Source organism: Bradyrhizobium sp. P3_C3 (assembly GCF_056402655.1).
In genome coordinates this window covers 150368-172554 of record NZ_JBFUGY010000016.1, presented here as the reverse complement: position 1 = coordinate 172554, position 22187 = coordinate 150368, and the positions used below count along the sequence as shown (strand labels likewise).

The following is a 22187-nucleotide window of genomic DNA, read 5'->3' as shown; positions in this document are numbered from 1 at the left end:
ATTAGAACACAGAGCCGAACAGGGGCTTCCACCAAAATCCAGATCATTCGCAGCCGTCATTGACGACTACATCCGCTTTCGTGAGCGGGATCATACGCACGGCAAGACCTCAGCGGGGATGCTGCGGCAGATCAGACGGGTTTCGAAGTTCTGGCGGGAGTACGCTGGGCACCTCGCCGTCGAGGATATCGACGATAGGGTGATGCGAGAGTTCATTCCGTGGCGACGGGACTACTACGCCTCGTTCGAAGTCCTGCCGAAGAACGCTAAGCGACACCCGACGGATAAGACGCTTCAGTGGGACATGATGCTCGGCAAAGCCATTGTGAAATGGGCGCAAGAGCAGGGACTTCGGGCTAAGCAGGCTCGAATAACAGCGACGTTCACTCCGAAAAAGAAGCGGGTCAGGCCAGCCTTCGAGCGATCAGAATTTAGAATGCTTTGGCGGGCGCTTTGTAAGCGCATCAACACAGCTCGTGATGTGCGAACTCGCAAGAGCCGAGAACTTCTAAAGATATACGTCCTCGTCGTGGCCAATTCCGGCTTCCGACCAGGAGAAGCGAACAACTTGAACGTCCGAGACGTTCACCCGTTCAAAGATGAGAAGGGACGGAAGAATTATCGCTTCGTCGTGCGAGGAAAAACCGGTGAACGGGACGCCGTCGTTAGAACGGTCGCGGCCAAGAGATTAGACAAATATTTGACAAAGCGGCGGGCAGAAGAGCCAGCCGGGTTGCTATTCGTGATGCCTGACGGATCGAAAGTTATTTCGCTAATTGATCAGTTGAATGCTGCTTTGCAGGAAGCGGGCATGGAGAAAAGCAGCTTCGGCGAAAAGTACACCGTGTACAGCTTGCGGCACTTCTATGCAGTGAATGCGCTTCGCAACGGAGTAGGAGTCTTCGAGGTCGCTCGCAATATGGGCACATCGGTCCAGATGATCCAAGAGTACTATGGCAAGCAGGCCACGCCGACGGTGTTCGCCACGAGGCTGGGTGATTGACGCCGATCCGATGCTTATCCGCCCTATGCCTGGTCGTCTGAATTGGGAGGCCCACCGAGAGGCTCTATACCGCAAGACAAAATTAGACGAGTGTTGCTTCGATGCGTGTTTCGTTTAAGTTGTATCTTTAATTTGCATTGTGAGGGCGAAATGTCGTTCGATTTCGCAAGGTATGTAGACGGCGTTCGCCTTAATCTTGGTCTGCGTTTTGAGAGCGAGGCGATGGAGGCCGATTACAAGACGGAAAGAGGCGAGCGCACCAGAGGCGTTATTTCTGCGGTTGTGCTGTTGAGCGTAGTGCTCTTCGGAGTCTTTGGATTTTGGGATAATACAGAAACAGTGAGCGGGAGTGAGCAAAGCCGATTTCGCTTTTTGTATGCCATCCCACTTATGCTGATCTTCTTTGGACTAACGTTCACAAGTCTCTTCAGGGGGCGTGAAAATATCTTCGTTTGGTGTTTTACGATTCTCGTGAGCGTGCTAGCCGTCGCTCAGATACTTCATTTCGAGCAGGGGGCGTTGTCGCTTGATTCTGGAACGTCAGCTCTCAATTTTGCACTCATCTGCGTCTCGGCAATTGGTCTATTTCCCATAGATGTTCTTTGGTCCGTTCTTGTCGGCGCATCAGCGGTTCTCATTTACGCATCGTCATTACTCTATTTTACAAAAATTGCATTTGCTGTCGCCGCTGCCTATCTGTTCAACATAGCGAATATTTATTCTGTGCTTGTTCTGATGAGTTATTGGCGAGAGCGATTTGCTCGAGAAGAATTTCGTCGCAGCTTTCTTCAAGAGCGAGAAAAAAACAAACTTTCGGGATTTCTATCCAGTTACATTCCTTTGACCTCGTTGGAAGGCAGCGACAATTCAGCGGCAGCTGAGTCGTTCGGAGAAGTAACGCTATTGTTCTCAGATATTGTCGGCTTCACCACGCTCACGGAACACCTTGCTCCAAGGCATGTGCTCGAAATTCTCGATCAAATTTTTTCAGAGTTCGATGCGTTAGCGGAGGGGCACGGCGTCGAGAAAGTCAAAACAATCGGTGACGCCTACATGGCGATCAGTGGAAAGAAATCATCACCAGCAAATCATGCTAAGGCGATGATTGACTTTGCCCTTGACGCCATCAAGGTCGTTGAGAGCATCTCTGTGAAGACGGGCTATCCCTTAAAGATCAGGGTGGGAGTTCACACTGGCTCGACTATTGGAGGAGTAATAGGCCGACAGAAGCGCATCTACGACTACTGGGGGCGGACCGTCAATCTGGCCAGTCGGTTGGAGTCTACAGGTGAGCCGAATAAGGTGCACATTTCGGAGGCTACGTACTGGCGTGTTAGGGAGCTTTTCCACTTCGAGGATCGAGGGCCGACGCAGCTCAAGGGAATGGGAGCCGAGCGCAGCTTTTTTGTTGCAGCGTTTGCCGATTAAACCAGACGGGCAGCGAGCCTTCCAACTTTTTACGGTGAGAGAGTTGAACGCTGATCGATAGCTTTCAGCATTCGGTCTATGTTTTCGAGGCCCGAAGAGGCTATCGCGTTGCTGCTGCGCAGCAAATTCAGTCTCAGGAAAGCCGTCAAGTCTCTACGAACGCCACCCAGGTCTAACAAACCTTCCTGTATGGCTTGTGCCGTCTGAGAAATTCTGCCGGTTCAACGTCGGGTGTCGCAGCAAGCTTCTCAATAATTTTCAGGCTAGTCGTAAGGGGAAAGACGGGCGAGCGGGACGTTGTCGTCAGGTCCGTCGCAGCTAAGAGGCCAGACAAATATTTGACAAAACGCAGGGAGGAAGATCCCGCTGGCTTGTTGTTCGTCATGCCCGATGGTTCGCAAATTATCACGCTCATCGATCAGCTCAATGCTGCGCTTAAAGAGGCGGGGGTCGGGCGGAGCACGTTTGACGGAAGTACTCCATTTACAGCCTCAGGCATTTCAACGCCGTGAATGCGCTGCGTAATGGCGTTGGCGTCTTTGAGGGTCGCCGCAACATGGGCACTTCAGTAGAGATTATTCAGGAGTACTACGCGAAGCAAGCTACAGCGGCGGTATTTGCAACACGGTTGGGAGATTGACGAATTTATGCTCGCTCTTTGTTCCAACAATTCAGTTTACCCTGAAGTTTTCTAAGTCCGTGTGATGAGCAAAGACCCGAGAGAAACGCTTTGCGCCAATTCATCAAGAGCGAAGTAGGACAGCGGGCTTCCAAAATGGGTCGCAAAACGATTTAGGAAATCGCCTTTCTCAGGCTCTCCCTTTAGTAGGTCTTGGAATAGTGCGGCCGCCTGCAAAAGCCGCTCATGGTCCGCAGGGTGGGTTTGAAGGTCGGATCCGGCTGGATCGTCCTGAGCAAGGATAAGGTGACAGATTATTGTGTATGATACAGAAAAGGCACTAATACCGCCCTTGAGCGATGTTTCAATGGCGAACTTGTCGGCCTGCAGCTCCTGTTCTCTGAGGCGAGACCGCCAGGCTTCCTGAGTCTCCCCTTGTAGCTGGGACGCCTTGTGCTCGAACGCCACATGCGCTGCTTCATGCGCAAGGATGAAATATCTCATCTCGCTGAAGAAATGTTCTGAGGGCACAGCCAACTTTTTGGCTTCGTCTTGATTGTATCCATCGCCGAAAGCGGCAACACCGGGTTCGATCCACAGTGCATCGGATTGCTTTCGAACGAGACCGCGGTGGTATAGAAGGAAACTGAACCACCACAAGTCATTCTGATTCTGCATTGAGATTACGAACGCAATAGCGCAGATTTCTAGAGAAGATAGTCCTCCGAGCGATAACACGATTCTTTGCCGTACCACGTCGCCCGCTTCCGCATAGAACTCGAACGCTCGCTCCTTAAGGATGAACTGCGGAGAAGCATTCTGAAGCCGAAGCCGTTGCTCCCCTGCGGTCTGTCCGATTATCTCGTCTAAGGTTTTTCGAACGGGGGCCTCGTACAAACCCAACAACATGCGCATAGCTTCTGGACGTGGCAGGTCAGGCGGCACGCCCGGCGGACGCTCAAATCCCTCGTTTGCCGATGCGGGATGATCCGAAGCCAACAAGCCTACGCTCGCGGCAGAACTGATGAAGACTCGTCGTGTTAAGAGATGGTTCATGGAGCGATTCTCCAGCAGCGAGTAATTCAAAGCGTCGAAAAAACGCCTGCGCACGCAAAATCGCTTCGGCTATCCTCAGAACCCGTCCAATTGTTCCTTCGAAGGAAGAGACTTAGTCAGATTGGCGCCGAGATCATCAAGTTGCTCTGTCGAGTATTTGTCCTGAAGATCCAACGGGCTCCACGTCACATCGGCAGCCCCAGGAAATGCTCCGTTGCGTGCGCCGGGGAAGCTGTCCGGTACGAATGCCGGTCGCATTGCGATCGGGAGAGCATTCTTTGTGGTCACAACAACGGTTTTGTCTGCTCCCCCCTCAATGCGAGCAGAAGCGGTAACTCCTGCAAGCCTCAAGAATTTTTGCCAGTTCGTAAGTTCGATCTGCGCCTTTCCGCTGTCACGGTAGTTCAGCTTTATGTTTCTGCGGGCGGACATAACTTCGCCGAGTACGAGGTAAGATGCCTGCCCTGAATAGGGCTTTCCGTTGCGAGTTGCATCAACCTGAGCTTCCAGAAACTTGCAGCGCTTGGGATCGAATAAGCCGGCAAGCGTAAGGGCGGGCATGCTGACTACGGTCACATCCTCGTATTCCATAACCACCGAATCAGCACTTCCGAGTTGAGCCTCCGCCACAGCAACATTTGTTAATCCGGCCGCCAATGCTCCGTTCACGTTGTATGAAATGGTGAGGCTGGGCACCGCACTTTCTTGCGGGGCAGGTGGCGACAGTTTTGGAAAGCACGTCTTGTTGTCTGCCAAGAATTGCAACGTGTGGACGTCATAGACATTGCCGACCTTTTCGCCCCGAGGAATCAAAATCGGAATCCAGTGCTCCCTTTCGAGATTCTTTTGTAGCTTACTGTAGTAGTCGCTAATCTCATCCGATTGTGCCGGTTGCATGCACATCACGGCTTGGAAAAGGAACAGTGCAAGCACACGCTTCATGGTGATTCCCCTAACCTAGTATTGCTTTGAGCGATAATGCGAGAATATATCAGTTTGGGTTGAATCTGGTAAGTTTTAGGTCAGGCTGTGTTGCCGCGAACATGCAATCTGTTTAGCCGAACGATCCTTTCGGTGGCCAGCGCCCCCGAAGCGCCGAGAGTGACTACAACCGTAGGCGGGCTCCTCCTCGGCGGGATGCCGCAGTGCAATTGAATCGGCGCATCAAATGCAGGGAACCACGAGGAGTCCCCGTTGTTCGCCTGAGCAGGTTCGGGGCAAACTTATTGTCACATAAGCGAGCCTTCCATTGGGTGATGGCTTCTGGAGTGCTTTGTTTCCCCTCTCGCTTGCACGAGAAGAGCCGTTCTTGCGAGGACAAAGTACGTGCCGTTCCTCGCAAAGGACGAAAAGCTTCCGTCTCGAGGAGAGCTGTCGAGCGGCCGAAGATCCCAACTGCTTGCTCTTTGTCTCTTTGTGATGTCAGAGCCATTTTGACTGGAGATGCGGAGCAAGGGGATGTCGGACCACTCGCAAAGAGTCGCCTCAGTTTGAGAAGTCTCAATTGAGCGTTTGGATCAATAACGTTGTCCGAGACAGTTCTTCTTACCAGATGCCGTGCAAGCTAGACATCTTCGTGGATTGAGGGACAACTTGCCGCACAACCTTAGGCATTAATAGGCGCGTAACACCTTGTCATGCTGGCGTGCTCATGCCAAACTGAGCTATTCTTTTCGATGTGTATATTTGATCGGGGGGGAAGCTTATGAGCTTGCTCTTCACTTCCGATTGCCTGCTCAGCCAAAGCTTCGAAGTCGCGCCGCTCTCAAAGCGAGCAGCAGTCCTTCTCGAAGTCTTCGTAATCAATCTGGTGCTTTTGAATACTGCCCGAGCTGAAACGGGGCGTTGGGCCGCGAATTCGGCCTTCGCTCAAATCAACGTATTCTGTCAGCGGCTGTACACTTGCTCGCCAGCGCAAGACATACTGTACGACTCAAAAAAGAAGCTCGTCGTCACCGGTCCTAAAACCGTTCGAGGCGTGTGCTCCGCTGGCTCCGGACCTGTCGACGCTTGCAATGAGTGTCTCACAAATCCACCCAACGAGGCTTGCGAATGGCATTTGCAAGATAAGTGATGGCAATTAGGTCGTGCCGCTGAGAGCCAAAGAAACATTCAGATGCGCAGCCAAAGCAGCTAGTCCGGAAAGTTTAATAACTCATCCATTTAAGGGATCGAACTTCCACACGATGACCATACTCTTCTTCGTGGCCAAATGAACTACCTGATGAAGGAGCCTCACTGCGTTCATTTCGAGAGGTGCGCGAAGCCAACTCTTTTTGATTTCAGCCAAGCTCGCAACTCTGCGCGACCCTCCGGCGGAGGGCTGAAGGAGATCGTAAAATTGTAGATTGTGGAGGTTTGTCCAATGTTTGAGAGAATTCTGTTGTCCTTTTCGATGATCCCTACGGCAGTCGCAGCGATGGATGACCCCTTATTTCGTACAGTAATCGTAGATAGCGCTGCGGGGCTCGAAGTAGGTAGGGGATGCGATATCCTAACTGGTAACCCACGCGCCGATTGCGCGGACCGAACGATGGCTGTTGACCACACGCAGTTTGGCCCAGATGTCCTTCTTCAATCACCTTTCGGGCAGTCCGGCCTAAACTGGCGCCCGACTTGGCCCTTATGATCTCGCACGATGTTGGCGGGAGACCGAGCTTATGTCTAACACAGAATATCCAGCTCAGAAGGCGTGTTGGCATTGCAAGGCGCAGATTCCCAACGACGCAATAATTTGCAAAGACTGCAAGTCATATCAAAATTGGCAGCGCCACTTCTCTACTGCCAACATGATTGCGGTAGCGCTAGTGGCGGTGTTTAGCCTAATTGGCATTACATGGGGCGGCGTCGATTACTTCATGACTTTGTGCTGCACCAGAAATCACGATTTGCGATTTTCGATGGTGCAGCCATTGACGCTCTCGGACTATCAAATTGAAAGGCGGCTACAGATCGCAAAGGTGTCTGGTAAGATCGCTGTAATCAATAAGGGGAAAAAGGACGCCAGCATAAACGCCGCGTTGGTTGAACATATATCAGGTACGCAGACATATTTCCTTGAGGGGTGCGGCTATCAAGAGATTCCGAATCCAGTGATCAAATCTGGCGGAGGTCTCGTCGTTATCCCATTTGAGATGCGCTATTGGGTGTTGCTCAATGAGCAGCTCGCCCCCTTCGAAGATATTTTTAAGCGCGACAACTTTAATACTTACATGAGTGGAGCTGGGATGGATGAGAAAGACAATGTTAGAGACTCTGGGAATGTTCTGGTTTTGTGGACGGATGGCGATGGAGGCCGCCGGCAAACGATTGTGCAGGGACAATTTTCTGGCCAGAGGGCGATAAAGTACAAGGGCACTGAAGCTGAGTTCAAGGCGGGCGGTCTAGAAAATCCCTATTGCTTTAGTGAACAAGCACGAAAAAGATTGGGGATTGACGACGATTCTTCACTCGGAAAGTGAAGCCGAAGGGCGTGTGCTTCGAGGTCTACGCTAGCAAGGCGCCTGCACGAAGTGCATTTCTTGGTGCCGGAGCACTCCTCATTATCTCGGTCCTAGTACCTAAGCTCTGTAAACATGCCGCAATCTACTTAGTGCCAGGGCGAACGTATGCTACTTTTAGATGACAAGGGAGAGACCCATGGTCAAGGCGTTCGCCAGATCCTTTGGCGTGCTCTGTATTACCCTTGGCTTGGCGTATGGCGCAGAGAAGTTGCTCGGTGCTCCTCCTGAATTGTTGTTTTTGGCTCCTGCTGTAACTCTCGCATATCTTGGGGGCGACATTCTTCTTGGGAATTGGGTCTCACGCAGGGGACGCAGAAATGAAAAAACTGGTTCTCATAATTGCTCTTAGCCTCTTCCTCCCAGCGAGCGGACTTCCGCAAGATGCAACAGGCAGTCAGGCTGCTTTCGAGAGAGCAAGCCAATCCATTTTCGACTGGCTCCAACGGATCAGTCGCAGCTTGGACGAATTTGTTGCTACTGAAAGGCGTGACCAATTGCGACAACGCCTTCGTACACTTAATCAGTCGCTGTATGAGGTTGAAGCTTCGAAGCTGGTGCTGCTTTTGGATATGAAACAATCGACCGGATTGCCTGCTGAGCTTCAAAGAATGCAACGTAATGCGGGCGTTGTTGCAGAAAAGATTGACCATCTTCGACACGCGATCCACGACGTCGCAATCCTTCTTCGCGAACAATTTCAACAGGAAGGGTTAGATTGTGAGATTTTGCTCTCGTCAGCGACAGGTGAGCGGAAAACATGGTTGTTCCAACTCTCGTCTGACCCAAGCTTGTTGAGTAATCGGTCGACCAAGGAGGAATTGATTAATCGAGGCGAACATGCAGTTAGTTCATTGCGGGATGCTAGCCTCGAGCTCGCAAGCCTAACACACCGGCTAGAAGCGAATTGAGCGGACAAAGACTGGATAGACTGGGGGCTTAAGGTAGGGTTAGCAAAGGAGCCTGCCCACAGTGATTTTCACTGTTGGCTTCTGACGGCGTTAGTCGGATTATACTCTCAGCTCATGCGCAGAACGGGTTTTGTCTAGGGTGAATAATCGCACGGTCAGTAGCTGAGAGTTACTCTGCTGCAATTTCCGCTTCGTCGTGAGGGCAAAACGGACGAGCGTGATGCGATCGTCAGATCGGTCGCAGCCAAGAGGCTAAACAAATATTTGACAAAACGACGGACGGAAGACGCTTACGGTTTGCTGTTCGTTATGCCCCGACGGATCGAACATTACTTCGCTGATTGATCAGCTGAATGCGGCATTGCGGGATGCTGGAATCGCGCGGAGTAGCTTTGGCGAAAAGTACACCATTTACAGCTTGCGGCACTACTATGCAGCGAATGCCCTGCGGAATGGCGTTGGTGTGTTCGAGGTTGCCTGTAACGAGGATTCGTCGGTCCCTTGATTGCCAAAATCGCTTCTCCCAACGCGAAGCAGCCCTAGCAAGTTCGCCAGGCAAAAACTGTTAGCGAGTCCGTGATCGTTTTCGGTTTCAATTTCGCGTTCACCCGGACCGCATCGTCTCGGTTGGCTTCAAGAAACGTCGTCCTGAATTGCTCCAAGTTCGGATTCTCCGTGACCGTAGAAATGCCGGATCTCGCAACATCCATCAGATCTGGCGAAGACCAGACAATGCGACCGCGCTGGCGACATCATGCGGCGCTAGGTCTGCCTCTTCGAAATCCTAAATGGAAACTGCGCTGACCTTCTTCGCTTTGCGGCGGTGCCCTGCTGAGCCGGACTGGCCCGACGGCATGAAATGGGTGGACGCCGGGTTGTCATTCTCCCTGTTGCCGCGTGAAAATGAACCGCCTGTGCGCACTATCTTTGGTTGAAGTTCACCCCGGATGATGTATCGTTCTTCCAATTTGAGGAGAAGAGCGATGTTATTGCGTCGCGCTGCAGCAATGCTTTTTTCGGCTGCTTTTGGCTCTATTGGTGCAAACGAGGCTAAGAGTCAGGTAGCTATTTGCAACCATACCCCCGTGAGCGCCGCGATCTCGATCGTCTATTACGACGGAACGAAGAGCAAATACGTTACAATGGGCTGGTACAACGCTGATCCCGGTCGATGTGTAACCCCGCTTGCTACCATTCCTGATGGGAAAATTTACTACCACGCTGAGGCAAAGAACAGTTCGATCAAAGTCTTTCGTGATAGCGATGAGGCGCATTGGGGTGCAAGTCTCAGTCGCTGCGTTAGCTCGGGCGTTTTCAGTTACGATGATGACTACAAGTGTGACGGCGCGGGCGACAAGGTTGCCCGATTTGCAGAAATCAATAAGCCGGCGGGACCTCGCGTCGAGCAGGGGTTCATTTTCTCCGACTATGACCTAACACTCCCGCAGGCCGCTTCGGCGGCGAGCCGATTAAAATCTGCTATTCAAGCGAACACCCAAACAGTCTCACTACGCGGCAGCGTCTATTTCGCCCAAAAGTTTCATTGCGAAGAGCTCAATGTTTCTGGAGCAAATGTGCTGCAGCCGATCATCGATGACAGGCCAATCGAGATCGAATGCGACAGTATCACATTTGCAGCCGGTGCTCTGCTCAGCGTCGGCACCAATCTGACTCTCAGGGCAAATTTGATTACGGGTTCCGTGAAAATTCGTGGGATTAGAGGTGCATCCGGGAGCGCGGGAGCATCTGTGCTGGGACGAGCCTTGGACGGCGACGACGGCGGCGACGGAGGAGATGGCGGCGACGGAGAAGGAGCTAATGCTTGCTTTCATAGCCTGGATATCTTCCATGGAGTGAACATCGAAGGTGATGCATCAACGCCGGGGGGGGCTGGAGGCGACGGCGGGCCTGGCGGAGATGCTGATGACGGCCTGCGAGGCGCCGACGGAGCAGCCGGCCAAGATAACGTAGACATCCGTATACTGGCGCTGAAATTTGATCGCGCTGCTTCGGTTGAGATCACATCCAACGGGGGCAGTGGAGGAGCCGGCGGAGACGGTCAAGCAGGAGGCATCGGAGGTGACGGTGGTAGCGGCGGAAACGGGGGGGCTGGCGGTTCGGCAGCGATTTGCCATCCTGCTTCGCGCGGTGGTGAGGGAGGTGCCGGGGGCAATGGCGGGGACGGCGGTGATGGTGGGCAAGGGGGATCGGGAGGCCGCGGAGGAAATGGAGGCACGATCCAAGTGCTGGTCAATTCAGATCAAGGTGGAGTGCGTCCAAGTAGGGTGGAGCTAGAGAACACTGGCGGTAAGGGTGGGCGTCCTGGAAGTGGGGGCGCTGGAGGAGGCGGAGGTCGCGCAGGTCGAGGCGGAAGCGGGGGCGTAGGTGGAAACGGAAGCCTTGATCACGGTGGCGGCGCAGATGGTTATGGAGGATATCCGGGCCAAGACGGTCAAGCCGGATCACCAGGAGACCATGGTAGCTGGGGAAATGCTGGCGCGGATGGCGTGCGCAAAGAAAACGTATTCGGGTTCGGTGCCCTTCAGAAAATTAGTCCCGTCTCCTGGGAGGCTCGAACGAACTAAGCTCGTGCATGTCGAACCGAGGAGGAAAAGAACGTGAGAATTTTTACATTCGGATTGGTCTATCTCTGCTCGTTGTCGACGACAGCTCTTGCGGATGAGTTCAAGGGCAATGTTGCCAATATCCAGCTCCAAGCTGGACAATCGATTCATCGGATTGGCAACCTTCGGTGCGCTGAAATGACTGTAAGCGGTCGCGTACAAGTTCAAAGTCTCGAGAACGCTTCGTCCGGTATAATAACAATCGTATGCGACAAGATACACTTTTTGCCTGACGCAGAAATCGCCACGTATTCTGATTTACAGATAAGGGCTGCTCTCGTGGACGGCCCGGTACGCATTCGCGGGGCTCGCGACAAGAAGGGAGGCGATGGCCCGCCTGTCGCCTTGGCGCCAATTCACGGCAAAAATGGAACAAGTGGGATGCCTGGCCGCGACGGGGATAGCGCGGAAGGTCCTGGGTACAGCGATAAGTATCCTCTCGGGAAGGGTTCGGAGTCGGGCAGCAGCGGGGTAGCAGGCACGAACGGCACGAATGGTCAGAACGGCCAGAATGGCAATGACGGCGGCGGAGGCCAAGACAATGTAAATGTGCTGCTTCACGTCGATGACTTCGGGCCTGATTCTACGCTTACGGTTTACACGAGAGGAGGAGAAGGCGGAAACGGTAGCGATGGTACTGCAGGCGGCAACGGAGGAGCGGGAGGAAATGGAGGAAATGGAGGAAAGGGAGGTGATGCAGCGGTAGGGCACAATGGCTCATCTGGAGGCAACGGCGCAAAGGGCGGCAACGGAGGCAATGGGGGGGCAGGCGGAAGCGGCGGCAATGGTGGCAACGGAGGAAATGGCGGAAACATCGAGGTCGTAATTCGGACTTTTGATGATCGCAGCGGTCAAAGGCCAAAGAGAAACGATTTAGACAGCAAGGGTGGGAAGGGCGGACGGCCAKGCACCGGTGCACCGGGCGGACTTGGCGGCACTGGCGGGGCTGGAGGAATTGGAGGACGCGGCGGTGAAGACGCCCGCTTTGTGCAAATCCGAACTAACGGAGGCGGCGTACCAGGTTACGATGGCGAAAGAGGAGCAGATGGTCTGAACGGAAGCCCTGGCCACAAGGGGCAATTTGGAAATGACGGCCGTGATGGTGTGATCAAGCAAAACGTAATGGGATATTTCAAATTGAACTCCATCACCCCGGTTGATTGGGGAGCGAAGAGCCAATGAACCCCTATCGAGTTATCAAATATCTTCTTGCATCACTGCTATTCATGGGGCTGACCTCGGAGTTTCAGTTTGCTCTTGCGGACGTCGAGTTCGGACATGTCGAGGGTGCACCGCTTGACCTCGGGCGCGGTATAAATGCCGATGCGCCCACGCTCTCATTCCAAACTTGTGTCGAGTTCTCGGGATACAAGTACGTGGAGCTTGGCGCGGGCGACGACTCTAAGGAGGCTGGGCTGCCAGAGGGCGTTAACAAGATCGAGATAAGCTCGGATTTCGTGAAGAGTCACGAAGACATGCTGAGGAAACTTGAGATAGACGTCAGCATGAAGGGGGAGGCCACATTCAAGGGAATTTCTGGAGGGGGTGAGTTCAAGTTTGACGGGTCAATGGAATACAACTCATCGAAAACAGACCTAATGTTAGTGCACTTGGCTCGATACAATTTTGGTGTCCGCCGTATCCGCGATGCTACGTTGAAGCCGCAGTTCAAGGCTTTACTAGACGAAAAAAAATATGACGAATTTATCAATGCGTGTGGTACTCATTTTGTAGATCGAGAATTGCGCGCCGCCTACGTCGCTCTTGTTCTGAAGACGACTGATTTGAGTCAGTCCATACAAGAAGTTTTGAAGTCTTCGTTTTCTTCCAAAGTCGAGGTAAAAGGATTCGCGTCTGCTGAATCGAACTTTCAGCTATCCTCTTTTTTCCGTCGAGCGAGCAAGTACGGGTCTGTAAAACTTGATTTTCAAGCAAGGGGCGGTGATCCAACTAAAGCCGCTGCGTTTGCCAAGGCTGCCGATGACGTCAATGTCGACGCCGCACTCGACGCTTTGAACGGTTATTTGCAGGGCGTCAAAGTTGGGACTTCCATCCCCACTGAGTACTGGCTCGCTTCATACGAGCCCTATGGTTTGAAGCTGCCTCCAACCTATGGTGCTAGGCGACAATTCATTCGGAAGGCTTATTTGGCTTCTCTAGATATTGGATCGGCGCTAAAGAAGATGCAAAATGAACTTGATACCCTGAGAGATGCCGGCCAGGTGCAGTCTGTTATTGGGCAGCTTCATCAAAAGGATATTGCGACTTTGAGATCTCAGCAGAGTTCGTTAGAGCAGCTGATCGGAAAGTGCCTCGGCGACCCCGAAGCGTGTAACGATGGTGCGATACCATCAGTAGATACCAACTTGGTATGGCTCTCAGATTTGGTCTCAGAGCATGAACTTCAATACACTTGTCGCTATTCAGGAGACCTACTTTCTAACGTGACAGTTCGGCTACAAGCAGCATTGAGGGATATTGCACCGGCAACAGACGTTCGAGTCTATCGCCTTGATATTGAGGCTAACCGATCAAGGATGGATATCCTTCGTACCTCCTTCGATGATGATCCTGTTCACGGACGGTTTGTCGTTCGGATAGAGGATTTAGACGCGGGCTTCCCTGCTGACGTGACTAATAACCCTCAAAATAGACGAAAGAGCCAAGCTCTGAGAGATGACGCGGAAAAGGCGCGCTATGAAATGGAGCTCGTGACGCGGTATAATCATTCCCAATGGTATGATTTGGGTAAGATCCCAATGGACTCAGCCAAATGTCCGACAGCCAAATGAATTTGGCGCGGTGTGGCGGCGGATAAGAGAGGAATCCGCCGTGCGTATGATCCCGCTCACGAAAGCGGATGTAGTCGTCAATGACGGCTGCGAATGATCTGGATTTTGGTGGAAGCCCCTGTTCGGCTCTGTGTTCTAATTGGAACAGCAATCGACGGCCCACCTGCACGGCCTTCTCCTCGACCGTCGTCTTCAGCGATCGAGTTACATATTTCCCCGGTGAAAATCGAAGGCGGGCGTAATACGTGCCATTGCGGCGAAAAATCGTGAGCCTGCCATCCTCAAGATAGCGAGCGCCTTCCATTCGTGATGCCCCTGAAGTTCGGCAAGCACCACCATGGTCGACAGCATTTCAATTGAAGGAGGACCGCTTAGCTCAGGCGATCCGCTAACCCATTGAAGAAGCAACGATAAGTTGCATCAAGCCCAGCGTCCATGACAATGCTTGTACTTCTTGCCTGAGCCGCACGGGCAATCCTCGTTGCGGCCGACCTTGCCCCAGCTTGCGGGGTTCTTCGGATCGCGAAGAGCTGCGTCGGAAGCCTGCGCTCCGAGCGTGACGCTGGCGAGCGCCATTTCGTCCTCGCCGGTGTTGGGGTCGAACTTGTGCGCTTCCATCGGCGGCAGGACAGGAGCTTCCTGCTCCGGCGGGACGATCTCGACGCGCATCAGCTGCGCCGTGACGGCCTCGCGCAGATGCGCGCTCATCTCCTGGAAGAGATTGAAGGCCTCGGTCTTGTACTCCTGCAACGGATCGCGCTGGCCGTAGCCACGCAGGCCGATAACCTGGCGCAGATGGTCGAGCATGATCAGATGCTCGCGCCAGAGATGGTCGAGCGTCTGGAGCAGAATGGTCTTCTCGACGTAACGCATCACGTCGGGACCCCATTGCCCGACCTTGGCCGCCATGTGCTCGTCGGCTTTGGTCTCGATGCGGGTGAGCAGCTCCTCGTCGGCGATGCCCTCTTCCTTGGCCCAGTCGTCGACCGGCAGGTCGAGATCAAGCACGCGCTTCAGCTCTTCCTTCAGGCCGGCGACGTCCCACTGCTCGGCATACGCATGCTCGGGCACGTGCTTGGCGACGAGGTCGTCGATGAAGGCGTGGCGCATGTCGGTGACGGTCTCGGCGACGCTGTCGTCCTTCATCAGGTCGACGCGCTGGTCGAAGATCACCTTGCGCTGGTCGTTCTGGACGTTGTCGAACTTGAGCAGGTTCTTGCGGATGTCGAAGTTGCGCGCCTCGACCTTCTGCTGCGCCTTCTCGAGCGCCTTGTTGATCCAGGGATGGATGATCGCCTCGCCTTCCTTGAGGCCGAGACGCTGCAGCATGCTGTCGAGACGATCCGAGCCGAAGATGCGCATCAGATCGTCTTCCAGCGACAGGAAGAACTTCGAGCGGCCGGGGTCGCCCTGACGGCCGGAACGGCCGCGCAGCTGGTTGTCGATGCGGCGGGATTCGTGACGCTCGGATCCCATGATGTAGAGGCCGCCGGGCTTCTTCACGGTCTTGGCCGGCTTCGAGCCCTTCGCCGGCTCGATCTCGACCTCTTCCTCGGCCTTCAGCACGATCTCGCGGAAGTGCTCGATGTCGGCCTTGATCTGCTCGATCTTCTTCGCCTTCTCCGCCTCGTCCTCGATGCCGGCAGTCTCCTGCTGGATCCGCATCTCGAGCGAGCCGCCGAGCTTGATGTCGGTACCGCGGCCGGCCATGTTGGTCGCGATCGTGATCGCGCCGGGCACGCCGGCTTCCGCGACGATATAGGCTTCCTGCTCGTGGAAGCGCGCGTTCAGCACCGCGAACAGTTTTGCCGGCTTGCCGGCGCGGGCCGCGGCGTACAGCTTCTGCATCGAATTTTCGTTGCCGAAATCGATCTGCCGGTAACCGTGCTTCTTGAGGTATTCGGCGATCACTTCCGATTTTTCGATCGAGGCGGTGCCGACCAGCACCGGCTGCAGCCGCGCATTGGCGCGCTCGATCTCGGCCAGGATGGCGGCGTATTTCTCGTTCTGGGTGCGATAGACCTCGTCGTCCTCGTCCAGGCGGCCCACTGGCACGTTGGTCGGGATCTCCACGACTTCGAGCTTGTAGATGTCGAAGAGCTCATCGGCTTCCGTCAGCGCCGTACCAGTCATGCCGGCGAGCTTCTCGTACATCCGGAAGTAGTTCTGGAAGGTGATCGAGGCCAGCGTCTGGTTTTCCGGCTGAACCTGGACATGCTCCTTGGCTTCAAGCGCCTGATGCAGGCCTTCCGAATAACGTCGGCCGGCCATCATGCGTCCCGTGAACTCGTCGATGATGACGACCTCGTCGTCGCGGACGATGTAGTCCTTGTCGCGCGTGAACAGCGTATGGGCGCGCAGCGCCTGGTTGATGTGGTGCACGACGGAAACGTTCTCGACGTCGTAGAGCGACTCGCCCTTGAGCTGGCCGGCGTCGCGCAGCAACGTCTCGATCTTCTCCATGCCACCTTCGGTCAGCGTCACCGTCCGCTGCTTCTCGTCGACCTCGTAATCGGTCTTGTCGAGCTTGGGCAGGAAGCCGTCGATGGTGTTGTAGAAATCGGAACGGTCGTCGAGCGGGCCGGAGATGATCAGCGGCGTGCGCGCTTCGTCGATCAGGATGGAGTCGACTTCGTCGACGATGGCGTAGAAATGCGGGCGCTGGACCATGTCCTCGAGCCGGTACTTCATGTTGTCGCGCAGATAGTCGAAGCCGTATTCGTTGTTGGTGCCGTAGGTGATGTCGCAGGCATAGGCCGCCTTGCGTTCGGCATCGTCCAGGCCGTGCACGATCACGCCGGTGGTCAAGCCGAGGAAGCCGTAGATCTGGCCCATCCAGCCGGAGTCGCGGCGGGCGAGGTAGTCGTTGACGGTGACGACGTGAATGCCCTTGCCGGCGAGCGCGTTGAGATAGACCGCGAGCGTTGCGACCAGCGTCTTGCCTTCGCCGGTCTTCATCTCGGCGATGTCGCCCTCGTGCAGCACGATGCCGCCGATCAGCTGCACGTCGAAATGCCGCTGGCCGAGCGTGCGCTTGGCGGCTTCGCGCACGGTGGCGAAGGCCGGCACCAGCAGATCGTCGAGCGTCTTGCCCTCGGCGAGCTGTTTCTTGAACTCGACGGTGCGGGCCTTCAGTGCCTCGTCGGAGAGTTTCGAAACCTCCGGCTCCAGCGCGTTGATCGCGTTGACGCGGGACTGGTATCCCTTCACCCGCCGGTCGTTGGCGGAGCCGAAAAACTTGCGGGCGAGCGCGCCGATCATGCCTAGTTCCTGTGTTCGCGATTCAACCGCGTTGCAGCCAAGAAGTTGTCACCCCCCTGCCTATCAACTCACCGTGACGCCTGATGGCGACAGAGCCCGGACTGCGGGGGGTCATCCGCCATATGGGTGGGAATTGGGCAAGTCTGGGTTCAACGGCCAAAAACGCAGCAAAATAAACGCCATCGCCATGGTCGCGACCGGGCAGAGATATGGCCCGGTCAGGGCCTTGTCAACGGCGGGCGCATTGCGGCTAATTCATCATTTTGACAGACTTTTCGCGTTGCCAAGCCCCCCTGAATTGGGCGAGTGTCCGCCCCGCTAGAGCAGCCCCCTGCTTCAACAAAAGGATTTTCCATGACCACCTCGTTCCCGGTAACCAAAACCGGCCTGCGCTTCGGCCTCGCCACCGCCCTCGTGGGCTGCCTTGCGTTGGCGCTGATCGCGGGTCCCGGCCGGGCTGCCGACGATCCGGTGCTGGCGAAGGTCAATGGCGCGGAAATCAAGAAGAGCGACGTTGCCATGGCCGAGGAGGAACTCGGGGCGAGCCTCGCCCAGATGGACCCGGCGACCAAGGACGAGAACGTGCTGTCCTTCCTGATCGACATGAAGATCGTCAGCAAGGCTGCCGAGGACAAGAAGGTCGCCGACGGCGACGAGTTCAAGAAGCGCCTGGCGTTCGCCCGGAACCGCCTGCTGATGGACAGCCTGCTCGCCAACGAGGGCAAGGCCGCCACCACCCCCGACGCCATGAAGAAGGTCTATGAGGAKGCCTCCAAGCAGATCACCGGCGAGCAGGAGGTCCGCGCCCGCCACATTCTGGTCGAGACTGAGGACGAGGCCAAGGCGGTGAAGGCCGAGCTCGACAAGGGCGCCGATTTCGCCGAGCTCGCCAAGAAGAAGTCCAAGGATCCGGGCTCCGCCGATGGCGGCGACCTCGGCTTCTTCACCAAGGAGCAGATGGTGCCGGAGTTCTCGGCCGTGGCCTTCACGCTGGAGCCGGGCAAGATCTCCGATCCCGTGAAGTCGCAGTTCGGCTGGCACATCATCAAGGTCGAGGAAAAGCGCAACCGCAAGGCGCCGGACTTCGAGCAGGTCAAGGCCCAGATCGAGCAGTACGTCACCCGCAAGGCCCAGGCCGACTACGTCGCCAAGCTCCGCGCGGAAGCCAAGGTCGAGCGGACCGACCAGCCGGCAGCGGATGCAAAACCGGATGCCAAGCCGGCCGACCCTGCCAAGCCCTCCGACAGCAAGATGGCGCCCCCCGCGAAGAAGTAAGAATTCGCTGTCACTTCGCGGACGCCAATAGTATCTAACGTCGCAATGGCCGGGCAAATGCCCGGCCATCTGCATATCCAGACCTCACCAAGGCGCCCCGATGTCCTCCTCCGTCTCCCCGCTCGCCCCCAAAACTGTCCCCGACATGCCCGTGATCGCGGGCGTCCGTCTTGCGACGGCCGAAGCCGGCATCCGCTACAAGAACCGCACCGACGTGCTGCTGGCGGTGATGGACAAGGGCACCGCGGTCGCGGGCGTCTTCACCAGGTCGAAATGCCCCTCCGCGCCGGTGGAATGGTGCCGCGCCAAGCTGAAGGGCGGCAAGGCGCGCGCGCTGGTGGTGAATTCCGGCAACGCCAATGCCTTCACCGGCAAGACCGGACGCAGCTCCACCGCGCTGACCGCGAAGATCGCGGCCAAGGCGGTCGGATGCAGCGAGGGTGAGATCTTCCTGGCCTCGACCGGCGTGATCGGCGAGCCGCTGGACGCGACCAAGTTCGACGGTGTGCTCGGCCGGCTGGCCGAGACCGCCGAGCCCGGCGACTATCTCGCCGCGGCCAAGGCCATCATGACCACCGACACCTTCCCGAAGGTCGCGACCGCGACCGTCAAGCTCGGCAAGGCCAAGGTCACCATCAACGGCATGGCGAAGGGCGCCGGCATGATCGCCCCCGACATGGCGACGATGCTGTCCTTCATCTTCACCGACGCGCCGATCGCGCCCGGTGCACTGCAAGCCCTGCTCAAGAGCGGCGTCGAGGACACCTTTAACGCGGTGACGATCGACGGCGACACCTCGACCTCGGACACGCTGCTGGCCTTCGCCACCGGCGCCGCCGCCGAGCACGGCGCGCCGAAGATCAGCCGCGCCAGCGATCCGCGCCTGAAGGCCTTCGTCAAGGCCTTCAACCAGGTGCTCGCCAATCTCTCCGAGCAGGTCGCCCGCGACGGCGAGGGCGCGCGCAAGCTGGTCGAGATCACCGTGGAAGGCGCCAAGACCAAGGCGTCGGCTCGCAAGATCGCGATGTCGATTGCGAACTCGCCGCTGGTCAAGACCGCAATCGCCGGCGAGGACGCCAATTGGGGCCGCGTGGTGATGGCGGTCGGCAAGGCCGGCGAGCCGGCCGATCGCGACAAGCTCTCGATCTCCTTCAACGGCATCCGCGTCGCCAAGAGCGGCGCGCGCGATCCGTCCTATGACGAGGCGCAGGTGTCGGAAGCGATGAAGGCCCCGGAGATCGCCATCAAGGTCTCGCTCGGCCTCGGCAAGGGTCGCGACCGCGTGCTGACCTGCGACCTGACGAAGGAGTATGTCGCGATCAACGGGGATTACAGGTCTTAAACCGAACGCCGATGGCCGATCTCAAACTGACATTGGTGGTGGCCTGCGCGCTCGTCGACGCCGACAAGCGCGTCCTGATCGCGCAGCGCCCGGAGGGCAAGACGCTTGCGGGCCTCTGGGAATTCCCCGGCGGCAAGTGTGAGCCCGGCGAGCGGCCGGAGCAGAGCCTGATCCGCGAGCTGCATGAAGAGCTCGGCATCACCGTCGCCGAACCGTGCCTGGCGCCGCTGACCTTTGCGAGCTACGGCTACGAGACCTTTCACCTGCTGATGCCGCTTTACATCTGCCGGCGCTGGGAGGGACTGGTCACCCCGCGCGAAGGCCAGACCCTGGCCTGGGTCCGCGCCAACAAGCTGCGCGACTACCCGATGCCGCCCGCGGACATTCCGTTGATCCCGCATCTGATCGATTTGCTGATGTGAGTACGGACCTCATCCGAGGAGCGCGGCACGCGCGTCTCGAAGGATGGCCACACGGCAAGAGCGCGGCCCGCATGGTTCTCGCGGCGATGCAAAGCATCGTCCGCTAAGCGCACCTTACGCGCCTCCTCACCATGAGGATCACTCCTTCCCCGCCTTCTTCACCGCCTCCGCCAGGCTCGCTTTCGCCGACCCCGGCTTGAGCGGCTGCTGCTGGCTTGCATGCGGGGCCCAGCCGGAGAGCCAGATGATGTCGAATGTCGCACGGATGCGGCCGTCGGCATCCGCAAAGCGTTCGGCGTAGATTTCGGCCAGGCGCAGCAGCGTCGCGCGGGGCGTCGGCGTGCGCCGCCGCTCGATCAGCACATTGGCCGCGCCCATGCGGCGGAGATCCTGCATCAGCGCAAACGCATTGGCGTAGCGCACCACGACACGGTCGACATCGGTGACCGGAAGCGCAAAGCCTGCCCGCTGCAACAGCGCGCCGATATCGCGCAGATCGGCGAACGGGGCCACGCGCGGCGACACGCCACCCTCGCATTCGGCTTCGGCCGCCGCAAAGGCCTGGCGCAGCTCGGTCAGGCTGTCGCCGCCGATCATCGCTGCGAGCAGCAATCCGTCCGGCTTCAGCGCACGCCGCACCTGCGCCAGCACCCCCGGCAGGTCGTTGACGAATTGCAGCGCCAGCGCCGAGACGACGAGGTCGAGACTTTCCGGGGCAAAGGGCAGTTTTTCCGCGCCCGCTTCGTCGAGCGCGATCCGCCGAAGTGATGGCGGCCCCGTGAGCCCCTCTCCGGGCGTCCAGAGATCGGCCGCAGCGTGAAACTCCCGCATCACGGCGGCCAGCCGGTCGGTCATGTCCTCTGCAACACGATCGAGCAGGAATGTCACCTCGCCCTGCGCATGTGCGCGCCGCTGCCGCGCATGCAGCAATGCGCGATCGAACAGAGCGGGCGGGGTTTGCGGCTTCTGGGCCATGCCGCTGGTTACGCCGATCACGACCGCCATGGCAATCTCCTCTCTCGTGTCCCGGCTCTACAGCGCACCGCACCGGACGATGCTTCGCATAGCCGGGAGCGCTGCGCTGCGTCCGGGGCGCGAGAGTGTGGCTTGAGCCCCCGTAAACAGAACGCTAGCCTCTCCCCATGGAAGCCGACGCCGCCCCCACCCGCTCCATCGCCGCGCCGTTGCGTGCCGCATGGACGGCCGGCCGCCACGTGCTGTCGCGCGCCGCACGGCTCGCGCTCGACATCGCGCTGCCGACACTGTGCGTGTCCTGCCGCGAGCCCGTCGATGGCGAGGGCGTCTGCGCGGCCTGCTGGGCGCGGCTGTCGTTCATCGAACGGCCCTATTGCCCGCGGCTCGGCATTCCCTTCGTCTATGATCCCGGCCCCGAGATGCTGTCGATGGAGGCGATCGCGAGCCCGCCGGCCTACCAGCGCGCACGCGCGGCGGTGCGCTATGACGACGTCGCGCGCACGCTGGTGCATGCGCTGAAATACCAGGACCGCACCGATCTGGCGCCGGCCATGGGCCGCTGGATGGCGCGCGCGGGCGCCGAACTGCTCACCGGAGCCGACATGCTGGTGCCGGTGCCCCTGCATTGGCGCCGGGCGTGGCGGCGCCGCTACAACCAGTCCGGGGCGCTGGCGCGCATCATCGCGCGGCAGAGCGGTGTCAGGGTGCGCGGTGAAGTACTGCGCCGGGTGCGCGCCACCGAGCAGCAGATTGGCCTGTCGCGGACCCAGCGCGCCACCAATGTGCAGGGCGCATTCCAGGTATCCCCCGACCGCCAGGCGGAAATCCAGGGCCGCCGCATCGTCCTGATCGACGATGTTCTGACCTCGGGGGCGACGCTGGACGCCTGTGCGCGGGCCCTGCTCCGCGCCAAGGCGGCCCAGGTGGACGTGCTGGTGTTCGCCCGGGTTGTCGAGAGCGGCCCCCGTCCCATATAATT

16 protein-coding genes are annotated in these 22187 nt (G+C 57.3%); 12 read left to right on the top strand and 4 right to left on the bottom strand.

Annotated features, from left to right (window positions below; translation table 11 throughout):
* Together AC1DW2_RS20275 and AC1DW2_RS20270 are read left to right on the top strand one after the other, a co-directional pair.
* Positions 1 to 1003, top strand: a 1003-nt coding sequence (locus AC1DW2_RS20275) for a tyrosine-type recombinase/integrase (RefSeq protein ID WP_477007035.1), incomplete at its 5' end; no start/stop codon positions are given.
* 150 nt (positions 1004 to 1153) lie between these two features.
* The gene (locus AC1DW2_RS20270; protein WP_477007034.1) at positions 1154 to 2431 is read left to right on the top strand and encodes an adenylate/guanylate cyclase domain-containing protein; all 1278 of its coding nucleotides are present in this window, start codon (positions 1154 to 1156) and stop codon (positions 2429 to 2431) included.
* Positions 2432 to 3122: 691 nt separating this feature from the next.
* On the opposite strand, the gene AC1DW2_RS20265 is transcribed toward AC1DW2_RS20270, so the two are convergent.
* Both AC1DW2_RS20265 and AC1DW2_RS20260 read right to left on the bottom strand, forming a co-directional pair.
* Positions 3123 to 4106, bottom strand: coding sequence for a M48 family metalloprotease (locus AC1DW2_RS20265; protein WP_477007033.1), 984 nt, complete (start codon positions 4104 to 4106; stop codon positions 3123 to 3125).
* A gap of 75 nt (positions 4107 to 4181) precedes the next feature.
* Positions 4182 to 5048 carry a hypothetical protein gene (locus AC1DW2_RS20260; RefSeq protein ID WP_477007032.1) on the bottom strand — a complete coding sequence of 289 codons (867 nt, stop codon included), beginning with the start codon at positions 5046 to 5048 and terminating at the stop codon, positions 4182 to 4184.
* A gap of 1718 nt (positions 5049 to 6766) precedes the next feature.
* Here AC1DW2_RS20260 and AC1DW2_RS20255 point away from each other — a divergent pair.
* The 6 genes from AC1DW2_RS20255 (at position 6767) to AC1DW2_RS20230 (ending at position 13933) form a co-directional block, all read left to right on the top strand.
* Complete coding sequence (locus tag AC1DW2_RS20255) at positions 6767 to 7567, top strand: hypothetical protein (protein ID WP_477007031.1); 801 nt, start codon at positions 6767 to 6769, stop codon at positions 7565 to 7567.
* A 359-nt stretch (positions 7568 to 7926) separates the two neighbouring features.
* Positions 7927 to 8517, top strand: a complete 591-nt coding sequence (locus AC1DW2_RS20250) for a hypothetical protein (protein WP_477007030.1) — start codon at positions 7927 to 7929, stop codon at positions 8515 to 8517.
* Between the two features lie 788 nt (positions 8518 to 9305).
* Positions 9306 to 9452, top strand: coding sequence for a hypothetical protein (locus tag AC1DW2_RS20245; RefSeq protein ID WP_477007029.1), 147 nt, complete (start codon positions 9306 to 9308; stop codon positions 9450 to 9452).
* A gap of 48 nt (positions 9453 to 9500) precedes the next feature.
* On the top strand, positions 9501 to 11102 hold the full coding sequence (locus AC1DW2_RS20240; protein WP_477007028.1) for a DUF1036 domain-containing protein: 1602 nt from the start codon (positions 9501 to 9503) through the stop codon (positions 11100 to 11102).
* Between the two features lie 33 nt (positions 11103 to 11135).
* Entirely contained in the window at positions 11136 to 12323 is a 1188-nt protein-coding gene (locus AC1DW2_RS20235) for a hypothetical protein (RefSeq protein ID WP_477007027.1), read from the top strand.
* On the top strand, positions 12320 to 13933 hold the full coding sequence (locus AC1DW2_RS20230) for a hypothetical protein (RefSeq protein WP_477007026.1): 1614 nt from the start codon (positions 12320 to 12322) through the stop codon (positions 13931 to 13933). Before AC1DW2_RS20235 ends, AC1DW2_RS20230 begins: the two co-directional genes overlap by 4 nt.
* Positions 13934 to 14353: 420 nt before the next feature.
* Here the strand turns inward: AC1DW2_RS20230 and secA are convergent, their stop codons facing one another.
* A complete protein-coding gene (gene secA / locus AC1DW2_RS20225; RefSeq protein ID WP_477007025.1) occupies positions 14354 to 17194 on the bottom strand; it encodes a preprotein translocase subunit SecA in 2841 nt (946 codons plus the stop codon).
* 354 nt (positions 17195 to 17548) lie between these two features.
* On the opposite strand from secA, the gene AC1DW2_RS20220 reads away from it, so the two are divergent.
* From AC1DW2_RS20220 to AC1DW2_RS20210, 3 genes are all read left to right on the top strand, one after another.
* Positions 17549 to 18469: a peptidylprolyl isomerase gene (locus AC1DW2_RS20220; protein WP_477007024.1), complete on the top strand. Its 921-nt coding sequence runs from the start codon at positions 17549 to 17551 to the stop codon at positions 18467 to 18469.
* A 100-nt stretch (positions 18470 to 18569) separates the two neighbouring features.
* Positions 18570 to 19811 (top strand): bifunctional glutamate N-acetyltransferase/amino-acid acetyltransferase ArgJ, encoded by a 1242-nt coding sequence (gene argJ, locus AC1DW2_RS20215; protein ID WP_441496780.1) that lies wholly within the window; start codon positions 18570 to 18572, stop codon positions 19809 to 19811.
* 11 nt (positions 19812 to 19822) lie between these two features.
* Positions 19823 to 20233, top strand: a complete 411-nt coding sequence (locus AC1DW2_RS20210) for a (deoxy)nucleoside triphosphate pyrophosphohydrolase (RefSeq protein WP_028159577.1) — start codon at positions 19823 to 19825, stop codon at positions 20231 to 20233.
* 138 nt (positions 20234 to 20371) lie between these two features.
* Here AC1DW2_RS20210 and AC1DW2_RS20205 read toward each other — a convergent pair whose 3' ends face one another.
* A complete protein-coding gene (locus AC1DW2_RS20205) occupies positions 20372 to 21238 on the bottom strand; it encodes a methyltransferase domain-containing protein (protein WP_477007023.1) in 867 nt (288 codons plus the stop codon).
* A gap of 137 nt (positions 21239 to 21375) precedes the next feature.
* On the opposite strand from AC1DW2_RS20205, the gene AC1DW2_RS20200 reads away from it, so the two are divergent.
* Positions 21376 to 22185: a ComF family protein gene (locus tag AC1DW2_RS20200; protein WP_354131656.1), complete on the top strand. Its 810-nt coding sequence runs from the start codon at positions 21376 to 21378 to the stop codon at positions 22183 to 22185.
* Positions 22186 to 22187 lie beyond the last annotated feature (2 nt).